This window comes from Kitasatospora sp. NPDC052896, assembly GCF_044547075.1.
Classification (GTDB): domain Bacteria; phylum Actinomycetota; class Actinomycetes; order Streptomycetales; family Streptomycetaceae; genus Kitasatospora.
On sequence record NZ_JBITZU010000007.1, the window covers coordinates 153,397 to 167,714 of the forward strand.

General features: G+C 74.5%; 17 protein-coding genes. 3 read left to right on the top strand and 14 right to left on the bottom strand.

Translation table 11 applies throughout. The annotated features are described in order from the left end of the window. Nucleotides 1-21 precede the first annotated feature (21 nt). From hisF to hisD, 8 genes are all read right to left on the bottom strand, one after another. The gene (gene hisF / locus ACIGXM_RS17035; protein WP_396561533.1) at nt 22-792 is read right to left on the bottom strand and encodes an imidazole glycerol phosphate synthase subunit HisF; all 771 of its coding nucleotides are present in this window, start codon (nt 790-792) and stop codon (nt 22-24) included. Beyond that, on the bottom strand, nt 789-1,223 hold the full coding sequence (locus ACIGXM_RS17040; RefSeq protein ID WP_396561535.1) for a RidA family protein: 435 nt from the start codon (nt 1,221-1,223) through the stop codon (nt 789-791). The genes hisF and ACIGXM_RS17040 overlap by 4 nt, the downstream gene beginning before the upstream one ends. Beyond that, nucleotides 1,220-1,942, bottom strand: coding sequence for a bifunctional 1-(5-phosphoribosyl)-5-((5-phosphoribosylamino)methylideneamino)imidazole-4-carboxamide isomerase/phosphoribosylanthranilate isomerase PriA (gene priA, locus ACIGXM_RS17045; protein WP_396561537.1), 723 nt, complete (start codon nt 1,940-1,942; stop codon nt 1,220-1,222). The genes ACIGXM_RS17040 and priA overlap by 4 nt, the downstream gene beginning before the upstream one ends. A 61-nt stretch (nt 1,943-2,003) precedes the next feature. Next, a complete protein-coding gene (gene hisH, locus ACIGXM_RS17050; RefSeq protein WP_396561539.1) occupies nt 2,004-2,639 on the bottom strand; it encodes an imidazole glycerol phosphate synthase subunit HisH in 636 nt (211 codons plus the stop codon). Nucleotides 2,640-2,656: 17 nt separating this feature from the next. Beyond that, nucleotides 2,657-2,806 carry a hypothetical protein gene (locus ACIGXM_RS17055; protein ID WP_396561541.1) on the bottom strand — a complete coding sequence of 50 codons (150 nt, stop codon included), beginning with the start codon at nt 2,804-2,806 and terminating at the stop codon, nt 2,657-2,659. Beyond that, nucleotides 2,803-3,396, bottom strand: coding sequence for an imidazoleglycerol-phosphate dehydratase HisB (hisB, locus tag ACIGXM_RS17060; RefSeq protein WP_396561543.1), 594 nt, complete (start codon nt 3,394-3,396; stop codon nt 2,803-2,805). Before hisB ends, ACIGXM_RS17055 begins: the two co-directional genes overlap by 4 nt. 5 nt (nt 3,397-3,401) lie before the next feature. After that, nucleotides 3,402-4,499 carry a histidinol-phosphate transaminase gene (locus tag ACIGXM_RS17065; RefSeq protein WP_396561544.1) on the bottom strand — a complete coding sequence of 366 codons (1,098 nt, stop codon included), beginning with the start codon at nt 4,497-4,499 and terminating at the stop codon, nt 3,402-3,404. Continuing rightward, nucleotides 4,496-5,803 (bottom strand): histidinol dehydrogenase, encoded by a 1,308-nt coding sequence (hisD, locus tag ACIGXM_RS17070; RefSeq protein ID WP_396561546.1) that lies wholly within the window; start codon nt 5,801-5,803, stop codon nt 4,496-4,498. The genes ACIGXM_RS17065 and hisD overlap by 4 nt, the downstream gene beginning before the upstream one ends. A gap of 271 nt (nt 5,804-6,074) precedes the next feature. On the opposite strand from hisD, the gene ACIGXM_RS17075 reads away from it, so the two are divergent. Both ACIGXM_RS17075 and ybaK read left to right on the top strand, forming a co-directional pair. After that, nucleotides 6,075-6,800 carry an LON peptidase substrate-binding domain-containing protein gene (locus ACIGXM_RS17075; RefSeq protein WP_396561548.1) on the top strand — a complete coding sequence of 242 codons (726 nt, stop codon included), beginning with the start codon at nt 6,075-6,077 and terminating at the stop codon, nt 6,798-6,800. A gap of 27 nt (nt 6,801-6,827) precedes the next feature. Continuing rightward, entirely contained in the window at nt 6,828-7,331 is a 504-nt protein-coding gene (gene ybaK, locus ACIGXM_RS17080) for a Cys-tRNA(Pro) deacylase (RefSeq protein ID WP_396561550.1), read from the top strand. Here the strand turns inward: ybaK and ACIGXM_RS17085 are convergent. The 6 genes from ACIGXM_RS17085 to ACIGXM_RS17110 all read right to left on the bottom strand — a co-directional run bounded on the left by ACIGXM_RS17085 (nt 7,284) and on the right by ACIGXM_RS17110 (nt 13,263). Next, complete coding sequence (locus ACIGXM_RS17085) at nt 7,284-7,976, bottom strand: hypothetical protein (RefSeq protein WP_396561552.1); 693 nt, start codon at nt 7,974-7,976, stop codon at nt 7,284-7,286. The two genes, ybaK and ACIGXM_RS17085, sit on opposite strands and share 48 nt — an antisense overlap. A gap of 35 nt (nt 7,977-8,011) precedes the next feature. Next, on the bottom strand, nt 8,012-8,821 hold the full coding sequence (locus ACIGXM_RS17090; protein WP_396561554.1) for an ABC transporter permease: 810 nt from the start codon (nt 8,819-8,821) through the stop codon (nt 8,012-8,014). Then, on the bottom strand, nt 8,818-9,771 hold the full coding sequence (locus tag ACIGXM_RS17095; RefSeq protein ID WP_396561556.1) for an ABC transporter ATP-binding protein: 954 nt from the start codon (nt 9,769-9,771) through the stop codon (nt 8,818-8,820). Before ACIGXM_RS17095 ends, ACIGXM_RS17090 begins: the two co-directional genes overlap by 4 nt. A gap of 68 nt (nt 9,772-9,839) precedes the next feature. Beyond that, nucleotides 9,840-11,066, bottom strand: a complete 1,227-nt coding sequence (locus ACIGXM_RS17100) for an NYN domain-containing protein (protein WP_396561558.1) — start codon at nt 11,064-11,066, stop codon at nt 9,840-9,842. Nucleotides 11,067-11,257: 191 nt separating this feature from the next. Then, nucleotides 11,258-12,283, bottom strand: coding sequence for an aspartate-semialdehyde dehydrogenase (locus ACIGXM_RS17105; RefSeq protein WP_396561560.1), 1,026 nt, complete (start codon nt 12,281-12,283; stop codon nt 11,258-11,260). A gap of 44 nt (nt 12,284-12,327) precedes the next feature. Next, a complete protein-coding gene (locus ACIGXM_RS17110; RefSeq protein ID WP_396561562.1) occupies nt 12,328-13,263 on the bottom strand; it encodes a dihydrodipicolinate synthase family protein in 936 nt (311 codons plus the stop codon). 71 nt (nt 13,264-13,334) lie between these two features. On the opposite strand from ACIGXM_RS17110, the gene ACIGXM_RS17115 reads away from it, so the two are divergent. Beyond that, nucleotides 13,335-14,276, top strand: a complete 942-nt coding sequence (locus ACIGXM_RS17115) for a LysR family transcriptional regulator (protein WP_396561564.1) — start codon at nt 13,335-13,337, stop codon at nt 14,274-14,276. Nucleotides 14,277-14,318 lie beyond the last annotated feature (42 nt).

A 14,318-nucleotide genomic window follows, 5' to 3' on the forward strand; every position in this document is an offset into this window, starting at 1 on the left:
CGACACGCCCGGATCACCGGCTCAGCGGACCGGGTGACCCGCCTCGCGCAGCGCCGTCTTGACGTCGCCGATCCGCAGGTCGCCGAAGTGGAAGACCGAGGCGGCGAGCACCGCGTCGGCGCCGGCCGACACCGCCGGGGCGAAGTCGGCGAGCTTGCCCGCGCCGCCGGAGGCGATCACCGGCACGGCCACCTCGGCCCGTACCGCGCGGATCATCGCCAGGTCGTAGCCGTCCTTGGTGCCGTCCGCGTCCATCGAGTTGAGCAGGATCTCGCCGGCCCCCAACTCGGCCGCCCGGACCGCCCATTCGACCGCGTCCAGGCCGGTGCCGCGCCGCCCGCCGTGGGTGGTGACCTCGTAGCCGGAGGCGGTCCCGGTGCCGGGCGGGCAGCGCCGGGCGTCCACCGAGAGCACCAGCACCTGGCGGCCGAACCGCTCGGCGATCTCGCGCACCAGCTCGGGCCGGGCGATCGCCGCGGTGTTCACCCCGACCTTGTCGGCGCCGGCCCGCAGCAGCCGGTCGACGTCCTCGACGGCGCGCACCCCGCCGCCCACGGTGAGCGGGATGAAGACCTGCTCGGCGGTGCGACGCACCACGTCGTAGGTGGTCTCCCGGTCGCCGGACGAGGCGGTGATGTCCAGGAAGGTCAACTCGTCGGCGCCCTGCGCGTCGTAGAGCTTGGCCAGCTCGACCGGGTCGCCGGCGTCGCGCAGGTTCTGGAAGTTGACGCCCTTGACCACCCGACCGGCGTCGACGTCCAGGCAGGGGATCACACGTACGGCGAGGGTCATGGCTTGCCTTCCAGGGATTCCAACTCGGCCGCCAGGCCGGCACGGTAGGCGTCGAGTTCGACCTCGACCACCATCCGCGAGTCGATCAGGCCCTCCACCACCACCATGGTGGCCACCGGGCGGACCCGGTCGAAGAGCTTCTTGTGCGCCCGGCCGACCTCGTCGGCGTCCCGCAGGTGCGTGATGTACATCCGGGTGCGGACCACGTCGTCCGCCGTCAGACCGTACGCGGCAAGGGCGTTGAGGCCGACGCCGAAGGCGGTGAGGGCCTGCTGGTACGGGTCGTCGTGCTCCACCCGACCGTTCACCCAGGCCGTCGAGCCCGCCACGTGCACGTGGTCGCCGGCGGCGACGGCTCGCGCGTAGCCGAACTCCTCCTCCCAGGGCGAGAATCCGGCGACCCGGCCGCGTACGATCTGACGCTCTGTCACGAGACGGCCTCCAGGGCCTCTTCGAGGGTGAACTTCTGCTCGTAGAGGGCCTTGCCCACAATCGACCCCTCGACACCCTCGGGCACCAGGGTGGCGATGGCGCGCAGGTCGTCCAGCGAGGAGACCCCGCCGGAGGCGACCACGGGCTTGTCGGTGGCGGCGCAGACGTCGCGCAGCAGCTGGAGGTTGGGTCCGGTCAGGGTGCCGTCCCGGTTGACGTCGGTGACCACGTAGCGGGCGCAGCCCTCGGAGTCCAGCCGGGCCAGCACCTCGTAGAGGTCTCCGCCGTCCCGGGTCCAGCCCCGGCCGCGCAGCGTGGTGCCGACCACGTCCAGGCCGACCGCGATCTTGTCACCGTGCTCGGCGATCACCTTGGCGACCCAGTCCGGGCTCTCCAGCGCGGCGGTGCCCAGGTTGACCCGGGTGCAGCCGGTGGCCAGCGCGGCGGCGAGCGACTCGTCGTCGCGGATGCCGCCGGACAGCTCGACCTTGATGTCCAGCGCGCCGGTGACCTCGCGCAGCAGGTCACGGTTGGAGCCGGTGCCGAACGCGGCGTCCAGGTCGACCAGGTGCAGCCACTCGGCGCCGGCCGACTGCCAGGCCAGCGCGGCGGCGAGCGGCTCACCGAAGGAGGTCTCGGTGCCGGAGGCGCCCTTGACCAGGCGGACGGCCTGGCCGTCCCGGACGTCGACGGCGGGCAGGAGTTCGAGGCGGCTCATCGGTAACTACCTTCATCACATCGGAGGGGGGAACACGGACGCACGGCCGGAGCCGGCCGGTTCACAGCGTGTCGACCCAGTTGGTCAGCAGGGCGGCGCCGGCGTCGCCGGACTTCTCGGGATGGAACTGGGTGGCCCAGAGCGGCCCGTTCTCGACGGCGGCCACGAACGGCTGCCCGTGCGTGGTCCAGCTGACCAGCGGCGGGTGGATCCGCTCGTTGGTGACCTCCAGCTCCCAGCGGCGCACGCCGTAGGAGTGCACGAAGTAGAACCGGGTCTCCGGGTCCAGCCCGGCGAAGAGCCTGCTGCCCTCGGCCACCGAGACCGTGTTCCAACCCATGTGCGGCACGATCGGGGCGTCCAGCGGCTCGACCGTGCCGGGCCACTCGTCGCAGCCCGCGGTCTCCACCCCGTGCTCGACCCCGCGCTCGAAGAGGATCTGCATGCCGACGCAGATGCCCAGCACCGGACGGCCACCGGCCAGCCGGCGGCCGATGATCTGCTCCCCGCGGACCTTGCGCAGCCCGCGCATGCAGGCCTCGAAGGCGCCGACGCCGGGGACCAGCAGCCCGTCGGCGTCCATCGCCTGCTGGAAGTCGGAGGTCACGGTGACGGTCGCGCCGGTGCGCTCCATCGCCCGCTGCGCCGACCTGAGGTTCCCCGACCCGTAGTCGAGGACCACGACGTTCTTGCCCATGGCGGACCTCCCCCTCTCTAGAGCCGCAGCGCGCCGGCGGCCAGGCAGAGCACCGAGCCGAGGGCGAGCACGGCGATGACGCCCTTGGGCAGCTTCTGCTTCCAGAAGGAGTACACCCCGCCGCCGAGGAAGAGCCCGACGACGATCAACAGAGTTGCCTTGCTCACAGTGCGCCCTTGGTCGAGGGGAGGATGCCGGCCGCGCGCGGGTCGAACTCGGACGCGTAGCGCAGCGCCCGGGCGAGTGCCTTGAACTGGCACTCCACGATGTGGTGCGCGTTGCGGCCGTACGGTACGTGGACGTGCAGGGCTATCTGCGCCTGGGCCACGAACGACTCCAGGATGTGCCTGGTCATCGTCACATCGTAGGTCCCGATCATCGGGGCCATGCCCTCGGGCTCGGTGTGCACCAGGTACGGGCGGCCGGAGAGGTCCACGGTCACCTGGGCGAGCGACTCGTCCAACGGCACCGTGCAGTTGCCGAAGCGGTAGATGCCCACCTTGTCGCCGAGCGCCTGCCTGAACGCGGCGCCCAGCGCGAGGGCGGTGTCCTCGATCGTGTGGTGGGTGTCGATGTGCAGGTCGCCGTCAGTCTTCACGGTGAGGTCGAAGAGACCGTGGCGGCCCAGCTGGTCGAGCATGTGGTCGTAGAACCCGACGCCCGTGGAGATGTCGGTCCGGCCGGTGCCGTCGAGGTCGATCTCGACCAGGACCGAGGTCTCCTTGGTGGCGCGCTCGACGCGCCCGATGCGGGACATGGGGTTCACAGCTCCTTGATCACGGTGGTGAGGGCGTCCAGGAAGGCGTCGTTCTCGGCGGGCGTGCCGGCGGTGACCCGCAGCCGCCCGGGGACGCCGTTGTCGCGGACCAGCACGCCGCGGTCCAGCAGGCCCTGCCAGACGGCGTGCGGGTCCGTGAAGACCCCGAACTGGATGAAGTTGGCGTCCGAGTCGGTGACCTCCAGGCCCAGCGCGCGCAGCGCCGTCACCACCCGGTCGCGCTCGGCCTTGAGCCGCTCGACGTACCCGAGCAGGGTGTCGGTGTGCTCCAGGCAGGCCAGTGCGGTGGCCTGGGTGACCGCGGACAGGTGGTACGGCAGCCGGACCAGCTGCACCGCGTCCACCACGGCCGGGTCGGCGGCCAGGTAGCCGAGCCGCAGCCCGGCCGCGCCGAACGCCTTCGACATGGTCCGGGTGACCACCAGGTGCGGCCGGCCGGCCAGCAGCGACAGCAGCGAGGCGCGGTGCGAGAACTCGACGTACGCCTCGTCCACCACGACCATGGTCGGCTTGACCGCCTGCGCGGCGTCGTACAGCGCCCGCACGGTGTCGGCCTCGACCGCGGTGCCGGTCGGGTTGTTCGGCGAACAGACGAAGAGCACGTCCGGGCGGTGCTCGGCGAGCGCCGCGACGGCCGCGTCCAGGTCGATGGTGAAGTCGGCGCGGCGCGGGCCGGCGACCCACCGGGTGCCGGTGCCGCGCGAGATCAGCTCGTGCATCTGGTACGAGGGCGCGAAGCCCAGCGCGCTGCGACCGGGCCCCCCGAAGGTCTGCAGCAGCTGCTGGATCACCTCGTTGGAGCCGTTCGCCGCCCAGACCTGGGCCCGGGTGAGCGGCACGCCCGTGGTGCGGGTTAGGTAGGCCGCCAGGCCGTCACGCAGCTCGACCGCGTCCCGGTCCGGGTAGCGGTTGAGGTCGCGGGCGGCCGCGGCGACCCGCTCGGCGATCCGCGCCACCAGCGGCTCGGGCAGCTGGTACGGGTTCTCGTTGGTGTTCAGCTGGACCGGCACGTCGAGCTGCGGCGCGCCGTACGGGGACTGGCCGCGCAGCTCGTCGCGGACCGGGAGATCGTCGATCTTCACTGGCCAGGCACCGTCCAGTCGAAGCGGGCGCGGATCGCGTCGCCGTGACCCGGCAGGTCCTCGGCCGCGGCGAGGTTGACCACGTGCGCGGCGATGTCCGCCAGCGCCTCGCGGTCGTAGTCGATCACGTGGATGCCGCGCAGGAAGGACTGCACGGAGAGACCGGACGAGTGGCAGGCGCAGCCACCGGTCGGCAGCACGTGGTTGGAACCGGCCGCGTAGTCGCCCAGCGAGACCGGCGCGTACCGGCCGACGAAGATCGCGCCCGCGTTGCGCACCCGGGCGGCCACCGCGGCGGCGTCCCGGGTCTGGATCTCCAGGTGCTCGGCGGCGTAGGCGTTGACCACCAGCAGGCCCTGCTCCAGGTCGTCCACCAGGACGATGCCGGACTGCCGGCCGCCCAGCGCCTCGGTGACCCGCTCGCGGTGCTTGGTCTCGGCGACCTGCTCGGCCAGCTCGGCCTCCACCGCCTCGGCCAGCGCGACCGAGTCGGTGACCAGCACCGAGGCGGCCATCGGGTCGTGCTCGGCCTGGCTGATCAGGTCGGCGGCCACCTCGGCCGGCGCGGCGCTGTCGTCGGCCAGGACGGCGATCTCGGTCGGGCCGGCCTCGGCGTCGATCCCGATCCGGCCCTTTAGCAGCCGCTTGGCGGCGGCCACGTAGATGTTGCCGGGGCCGGTCACCAGGTTGACCGGCGCGCACTCCTCGGTGCCGTAGGCGAACATCGCGATCGCCTGGGCGCCGCCGGCGGCGTAGACCTCGGTGACCCCGAGCAGCGCGCAGGCGGCCAGGATGGTCGGGTGCACCTTGCCCCCGAAGTCCCGCTGCGGCGGGGAGGTGACCGCGATGCCCGGAACGCCGGCCTCCTGCGCCGGGACCACGTTCATCACCACGGAGGACGGGTAGACCGCCAGCCCGCCCGGCACGTACAGGCCGACCCGGTCCACCGGCACCCAGCGCTCGGTGACCGTGCCGCCGGGCACCACCTGGGTGGTGTGGTCGGTGCGGCGCTGCTCGTGGTGGACCAGCCGGGCCCGCCGGATCGACTCCTCCAGCGCGGCCCGCACCTTCGGGTCCAGCGTCTCCAGCGCGGCGGTCAGCTCGGCCTCGGGCACCCGGGTGCGCTCGAGCACCACGCCGTCGAACCGCTCGGCATACTCGATCAACGCCGCGACCCCACGATGGCGGACGTCCTCGCAGATGGGCCGCACCTTCTCCAGGGCGGCCTCCACGTCGAACTCGGCACGGGGCAGCAGGTCACGCGGGTCGCCGGAGGCGCCGCGCAGGTCGATTCGAGAGATCACAGGCCCAAGTGTAAGGAGTGGCCGGAATCATCGGTCCCGCATTCCATTCCGTGATACGTGGGGCGAGACAGCCGTTCGAGCGAGGACCGCGGTGGGCGGGCGGCCGGATTCCGGTGGCGCCGGGCCCTTCGGTGCCGCGGGGTCCGCCGCCCGGCCCGTCGAGGACGACCCGTTCGGCGCAGACCGCCGGGCGCCCGAGCGGACCATCGGCGCCGTGGTGGCCGGCCACCTGGCCCTCGCGGCGGAGCCGCGGGCAACTACGCTGTGCGCCGTGACAGAACGGCTGCCGATCTTCCCGCTCGACTCGGTGCTCTACCCCGGGCTCGTGTTGCCCCTGCACGTCTTCGAGGAGCGCTACCGGCGGCTGGTCGCCGATCTGCTCGAACAGCCCGAAGACCAGCCGCGCCGCTTCGGCGTGCTGGCCATCAAGGACGGCCGGGAGGTCGCCCCGGTCACCGACCGCGACCGGCCGGCCGGCCCGCTGGACGGGCTGGGCACCGACGGCGACCCGTTGCAGGCGCTGCACCACATCGGCTGTGTGGCGGACGTCGCGTCGGTGCAGCCGCGGCCGGCCGGCGGCTACGAGCTGCTGATCACCGGGACGACCCGGTTCCGACTGCGCTCGGTGGAGACGGACGGGCCGTACCTGGTCGGCGAGGTCGAGACGGTCGAGGAGCAGCTCGGAGAGGGCGCCGGCGCGTTGGCCGGCGGGGTCGAGCGGGCCTTCCGGGCGTACCAGAAGCGGCTGGCGGGCGCCCGCCGGGCCAGCCTGAGCGGCGAGCAGGAGCTGCCGGACGACCCGCAGGTGCTCTCCTACCTGGTGGCGGCCGCCTCGGTGCTGGACGTGCCGGTCAAGCAGCGGCTGCTGGCCTGCCCGGACACCGCGAGCCGGCTGGCCACCGAACTGGAGCTGCTGCGCCGGGAGACCGCGCTGCTGGCCTGGCTGCCCTCCGTCCCGGCGGTGGACCTGACCCGCCAGGCCTTCAGCCCGAACTGACCACCCACCGAGTCGAGGGAGCGATCAGTGGCGAAAGCCGCGAAGAAGCAGCGCGGTGGCGCGGGGACCCCGGCCACGGTGGCGTTGGAGAGCGCCGGGGTGCCGTTCACCGTGCACGCCTACCAGCACGACCCGGCCGCGGCCTCCTACGGCGAGGAGGCCGCGCAGGCGCTGGGTGTCCCGGCCGAGCGGGTCTTCAAGACCCTGGTGGCCGAGGTCGACGGCAGGCTCGCGGTCGGCGTGGTGCCGGTCGCCGGGCAGCTGGACCTCAAGGCGCTGGCCACCGCACTGGGCGGCAAGAAGGCGGTGATGGCCGACCCGGCCGCCGCCGAGCGCAGCAGCGGCTACGTCCGCGGCGGGATCTCGCCGCTCGGGCAGCGCCGCCCGCTGCCCACCGTGCTGGACGCCGGTGCGCTGGCGCACCCGACGGTCTTCGTCTCGGCCGGGCGGCGCGGTCTGGAGGTCGAGCTGGCGCCGCAGGACCTACTGCGCCTGACGGCTGCCGTCAGTGCCGAGATCGGCCGCCGCTGAGGAGTCACCGGACCCGGCCGGCGCCTCGTCGGCCTGCGGCCACTGCGGACCGGCCCAGTACGGCGGCAGGTCCTCCTCCCGCTTGCCGAAGGCCGCCGAGAGGATCAGCAGCAGCACCATCGCGGCCATCGGCCAGACCAGCAGCGCGCCGTGCGCGCTCAGCGCCAGCGCCTCGTTGAAGGTGTGCCCGTCGCCCACCGCCTTGGCGTGCGCGACGATGTCACTGGTCGGGCCGAGGGTCACGCCGAGCCGCCAGGCGGCCAGCGAGCCGGCCAGCCCGCCCAGCGCCAGCCCGACCGCCACCGCGATCCCGCCGCCGCGCCGCCGGGTGAGCAGGAACGCCGGCACCGCGGTGAGCAGCCCGAACGCCAGGCCGAGCAGCACGAAGGTGCCGTCCGCGCCGGCTCGCTGTTCACCCTCCGGGTCGACGTACAGCACCTGTTGCCCGTGCACCACCAGCGGTACCTCGGGTGCCAGCCAGACCCAGAGCAGGCCCATCACCAGCCCGAGCAGTGCGCAGGCCAGGCCGATCGGCACACCGATCTTCAGCTCGGCGCCGAGCCGGTGGGCCGGCGGCTGGGCGGAGGACGGCTCGGACCGGGGCGGGAGGGGTCCGGCCTCCGGAGGCGTGTTCGGTTCGGTCACCGCTCCATCGTTTCACGAAGCGCCCGAGATCCGGGCTAACGGGTGGTGGCGCGGCGGTAAGCCCAGGTCGCCACGGCCAGTGAGATCACTCCAACGGCCGCACAGACCGCCAGATCACCGCCGACCGCGGGCCAGTCCGGCCGGGCCGCGAAGGTCAGTGCGAAGGCGTTCACCCCGTAGGTCGAGGGCAGCAGGTCGCGCAGCCACTGGACCGGCCCCGGCAGGTGCGCGGCCGGCAACACGCCCAACAACAACGCGGCCGACATGCCCAGCTGGCCGAGCATGGTGGCGATCTCCTGCTTGGGCGCCAGCAGCCCGCAGGCCGCGCCCAGCCCGGAGAGCGCCGCGCCGGAGAGCGGGACCACCGCCAGCAGCACCCAGAGGTGCACCAGGGAGAGCTTGAACAGCAGGGCCCCCGCGGCCGCCGTGACCAGCGCGCCGGGCAGCGTGAACGAGGCGAACGCGGCCGCCGCGCCGAGCACCACCGAGGCGGCCGGGACCGGCAGTGTCGCGTAGTGGTCCAGGCCACCGGTGGCCCGCAGCCGGCCGAAGTACTGGGCGAGCAGGTTGAGCGCCACGAAGGCCACCACCAGCACGCTGGAGCCGGACACCACCGCGCGCGCCGACGCGTTGTCCCCCGCGGCGACCACGCCGCGCATCATCACCAGGATGCCGACCGACTGGAAGGTCGCCACGAACATCAGCGGGATCCGGGCCACCTTGGCCCGGGCCAGCTGCGCCCGGTAGACGGCGGCCAGCGCCGGCAGCGGCCGGGCGGCGGGGGCCAGCGCGGCGGCCTGCGCGGCCGGCCGGGTCGCGGTGGCGGTGGCGGTCAGCGTGCTCATTTGGCCAGTCCTCCGTGACGTCCGCCGAGCCGGAGGTAGGCGTCCTCCAGGCTCGGGGTGGCCAGCGTGAAGTCGTCCAGGGCGGCGAAGGCCGGCCCGGTGGTCACCGCGGCGACCAGCTCCCTGGCCTCCTCCGGGGTGGTGCGCAGGGTCCAGCGCCGGCCGGACCGCTCGGCCCGGTCGGCCAGCAGCGCGACCGTCGGCACCCCGAGCGGCGCCTCGGCCCGCCAGACCAGGTCGAGCCGGACGTCCCCGTCCACCAGCGCCTTCAGCCCCCCGGGCGTGTCGCAGGCGATCACCCGGCCCTCGTCCAGCACGGCGACCCGGTCCAGCACCGTCTCGGCCTCGATCACGTTGTGGGTGACCAGCAACACGGTGGTCCCGCGCTCCGAACGGCGGCGGTCCACCGCGGCCCAGACGGCTCGCCGGGCGACCGGGTCCATGCCGGTGGTCGGCTCGTCCAGGACCAGCAGCGGGCGCTCGCCGACCAGCGTGGCGGCGAAGCAGGCGAGCCGGCGCTGGCCGCCGGAGAGCTTGCTGAGCGGGCGGCCGGCCAGCGGCTCCAGGCCCAGCTCGGCGAGCACCTCGGCGGCCTCGGCCCGGGCCGCCGCCCGGGTGAGCCCGCGCAGTCGGCCGGTGGTCTCGGCGGCCAGCGCCACCGTCAACTCGTCCAGCGCGGTGGACTCCTGGCCCAGGTAGCCGAGCAGCCGGGCGGCCCGCTCGGGGTGGCGCACCACGTCGTGGCCGAGGATCTCGATGCTGCCGGAGTCCGGCCGCAGCAGCCCGGTGAGCTGGCGGACCAGGGTGGACTTGCCGGCGCCGTTGGGGCCGAGCAGGCCGAAGATCTCACCCTGGTGGATCTCCAGGTCGACCCCGTCGGTGGCGCGGATCTCACCGTGGCTCTTGGTGAGGCCCCGGACGGAGCAACAGGGCAGGGGGGGCTCGCTCACGAGCGAAGACTCTACGCGCTGCGGATGAGAATCAGCGGGGCGGGTCACCCCGCCGCCGGCCGGGTCGGTCAGTCGTCCACCACGATCAGTTCACCGCCCGGGATCCGGGCCGCCAGCTCCTTCCAGAAGCCGGCCCGGATCGCGTACCGGTCGTGCTCGTCGATCTGGTCGTCCTTGTGCGCCAGCAGGCCGAACCGGGCCGCGTAGCGCAGCAGTTCGCCGTCCACCCGGTGCGGGATCCGGGGGTAGTCGGACCACAGCACCCCGAGCCGCTCGCGCTCGCCCAGCCGGTCCGTCCAGCGCCGCGCGAACACCTGGCCGACCTCGTGCGGGTCGCCGCCGATCGCGGTGATGTCCTCCTCCCGGTCCACCCAGCGCTGCTCGGCGGTGGTGAGCTGGGCCAGCGTGGGCAGCCCGTCGGCAGCGGTACTGGTCTCGGCCGGCGACGGCCGGTCCACCCAGCCGCGGTCGGAGGACCAGCGCAGCACCGGGCCGTTGTGCGCCGCGGCGGCGGGTGGCTGGGCGGCGGCCGCCGCGGTGCGGCCGGCCAGGTCCTTCGGGGTGGGCACGGCCTTCAGCGCGACCGGCGGCAGGGCCGGCTCGGCCGGGCGGGCGGGAGCCTCCGCGGCGGGCCGGCACGGCTCCTCGTCCGGACCCGGGGTCGGACCGGGCGCCGGGGTGGGCGGCGCGGCCAGGATCTTGGCGATCTCCGGGCGCGGCCCGGCGGACGGGAAGACGGTGGCCGGCTCGCGCAGCCGGACCGAGCGGGTGATCCAGGCCCGGTCCAGCACCCGCCGCTCGTCGGCCTCGCCGACCAGGTCCTCGGACTGGTTGAAGTCCCCGTCGGCGGCCTGCAGCGCCCAGAGGTGGACGGCGACCCCGTGCTCCTTCGCGGACATCATGCCCGGCAGCAGATCGCCGTCGCCGGTCACCAGCACCACGTCCGCGCAGGCCCGGTTGCGGGCCAGCTCGGAGAGCTCGGCGTGCATCGCGGCGTCCACGCCCTTCTGCACCCAGCGGCCGTCGGCCCGGGTCAGCGCACCGAGCCGGACGGTGACCCGGGGCAGCACCCGCAGCCGGCGGTGCTCCGGCATCGGACGGCGCTCGGGGGCCGCGTCGAACCAGTAGATCCGCAGCAGCGGCAGCCCGGTCTCCTCCTCGGCCCGTTCCCGCAGCGAGGCGATCAGCGCGGTGTGGTCCACCGTCACCCGGGAGCGCGCGGACTCGCCGGCGAGCAGGCTGGCGGCGGCGCCCAGCAGGTATCCGGCATCCACGAGGACGACGCAGCGGTCCACTTCCGCACCTCTCTCCCGGTCGGCCCGAGCAGTCTGCCGGAGCGGGGCCGCCGAGAGCACCCCGCCCGACCGTTGCGGTCTCCTTTACCCCCCGACGGACCGGTGAATCACCCGCCTGCCCGCGCCACGGGCTGAGCCACCCGGGGGTCACGGACCGCTCCGTGACCCCCGGGTGGCTCAGCCGGCCGACCTCAGCCGAGCTCGGCGGCGACCAGCTCGGCGATCTGCACGGCGTTCAGCGCCGCGCCCTTGCGCAGGTTGTCGTTGGAGAGGAAGAACGACAGACCGTGCTCGACCGTCTCGTCCCGGCGGATCCGGCCGACGTAGGTCGGGTCCTGGCCGGCCGCCTGGAGCGGGGTCGGGATGTCGCTGAGCAGCACGCCCGGCGCGCCGGCCAGCAGCTCGGCGGCCCGCTCGGGGCTCAGCTCGGCCGCGAACCGGGCGTTGACCTGCAGCGAGTGACCGGTGAAGACCGGCACCCGGACGCAGGTGCCGGAGACCTTCAGCTCCGGGATGCCCAGGATCTTGCGACTCTCGTGGCGGAGCTTCTGCTCCTCGTCGGTCTCGTTCGAGCCGTCGTCGACGATCGAGCCGGCCAGCGGGAGGACGTTGAAGGCGATCGGACGCTTGTACACGGCGGGTGCCGGGAACTCGACCGCCGAGCCGTCGTGGGTGAGCGCGGCGGCGTTCTCCACCACCTTGGCGGCCTGCTCCTGCAGCTCCCGCACGCCGGCCAGGCCACTGCCGGAGACCGCCTGGTAGGTGGCCACCACCAGCGCGGTGAGCCCGGCCTCCTGGTGCAGCGGGCGCAGCACCGGCATCGCGGCCATGGTGGTGCAGTTCGGGTTGGCGATGATCCCCCTCGGCCGGTCGGCGATCGCCTCCGGGTTGACCTCGCTGACCACCAGCGGCACCTCGGGGTCACGCCGCCAGGCCGAGGAGTTGTCGATCACCACGGCGCCGGCCGCGGCCACCTTGGGCGCCAGCTCACGGGAGGTCCCGCCGCCGGCCGAGAAGATCACGATGTCCAGGCCCCGGTAGTCGGCGGTGGCCGCGTCCTCGACGGTGACCTCGCCGCCCTGCCACGGCAGCGCGCGGCCGGCCGAACGGGCCGAGGCGAAGAGCCGCAGCTGCTCCACCGGGAACCGGCGCTCCGCCAGGACCTCCCGCACCACACCGCCGACCTGGCCGGTCGCCCCCACGATGCCGATCTTCATCCGTCGTCCTCCTCCGTTGCTGCTGTCCTCTTCATCCTGCCTTGTCACCCGGGGTGGACCGCCAATCGATCCGCCTGCTGGACAGCCGGCCCCTCATCCAGCTCCCCGGCCAACGCACCGAGCGCCGCCACGCTCGCCGAGCCGGCCGGCAGCAGCGGCAGCCGGACCGCCGGGCTGGGAATCCGGCCCAGCGCGTGCAGCACGCCCTTGACCACGGCCGGGTTGGGCACGGCGAAGGCGGCCGCGGAGAGCGCCGCCAGCCGGTGGCCGAGCGCGCGGGCCTCCGCCACCCGGCCGGCCCGCCAGTGCCCGGTCAACTCGACGAAGCGCGCGGTGCCCAGATGGGCCGAGGCCGGGATCCCGCCCGCCGCGCCGAGCGCCAGCAGCGGCGAGAGGAACGCGTCGTCGCCGGCCAGCACCGCGCAGTCCTCCGGCCGGTCGCCCAGGAACGCCACGGTCTCCTGGTCCAGCACCCCGGTCGCGTACTTCACCCCGGCCACCCCGGGCAGCCGGACGATCCGGCCCAGCGCCGCCGCGCCCAGCGGCTGCCCGGTGCGGTAGGGGATGTGGTAGACGATCAGCGGCACCGGGCTCTCGGCGGCCAGCCGGGCGAAGTGGGCCAGCACCCCGGCCTCCCCCGGACGGGTGAACGCCGGCACCGGCACCAGCGCGGCCACCGCCTCCGGCCACCGCCGCAGCCCGTCCAGTGCCCGCAGCGCGCCGCGGGTGTCGCCACCGCTCGCGCCGACGGTCAGCGCCGCGCCGCGCTCCCGGCAGACCCGGGCGCAGATCGCGATCACCGCCCGCCGCTCGGCCTCGTCCAGCGCGGCCGGCTCGCCGGTGGTGCCGAGCGCGACCAGCCCGGCCGCGCCGTCGTCCAGCAGCCGGTGGGCGAGGCCTTCGAGCGCCTCGCCGGCCAGCTCGCCGGCGGGGGTGAAGGGGGTGACCAGGGGGACGTGGATGCCCTCGAGAAGTGCCATGCGATCGAGCCTGACCCAGCCGACCCGACAGGTCCAGTTCGCATTTCCACGCTGAACCGTAAGCTGTGCTGATGCTCGACGTCCGCCGCCTGCGGCTCCTGCGGGAGCTGGCCCACCGGGGCACCATCGCCGCCGTCGCCGAGGCGCTGGCCTTCAGCCCCTCCGCCGTCTCCCAGCAGCTCAGCGCGCTGGAACGGGAGGCCGGCCTGCCACTGCTGGAACGCACCGGCCGACGGGTCACGCTCACCCCGGCCGCGCTCGGCCTGGTCGTGCACGCCGAGGCGGTGCTGGCCCGGCTGGAACGGGCCTCGGCCGAGCTGGCCGGCGCCCGGCAGGGGTTGGCCGGGCCGCTGCGGATCGGCAGCTACCCCTCGGCCACCCGGGCGATCGTCCCGGCCGCGCTGGCCGAGCTGGCCCGCCGCCACCCAGCCCTGGAGCCCCGGGTGACCGAGGTGGACCCGGCCGGCGTGGCCGCCGCGCTGCGGGCCGGCGAGCTGGACGTGGCGCTCGTGCACGAGTACGACTTCGTGCCGGCCGAGCCGGAGCCCGGCCTGGCCGGCGAGCCGCTCTTCACCGAGCCGATGTACCTGGCCGCGCCGGCCCCGGGCACCGTGGCCGACCAGCGGCAGGCGCCCTGGATCGTGGCCCCGACCGGCACGCTCTGCCACACCATGGTGGTCCGGGCCTGCCAGGCCGCCGGCTTCAGCCCGCGGATCCGCCACCAGATCGACGACTTCGCGACCGTCCTCGCCCTGGTCGCGGCCGGCCAGGGCGTCGCCCTGGTCCCCCACCTGGGCGCCACCGACCCCCCGCCGGGCGTCGCCCTGACCCGCCTCCCGACGTCCCGCCGCACCCGCACCGCCTTCCGCGCCGGCGCCGCCCGCCACCCCGCGGTGGCCGCCTTCACCACCGCCCTGCGCACCGTCGTCCCGCCCGAACTCGCCGACGGGGCAGCGGATCCGGCGCGACGGCCGGCTTCGGCGAGCGCCGAGGAGGGAGCCGGAGCGCGCTAGGGTGGAGGTTCCCCCGCCGAGATCTATGCCGAGGAGCCGGTC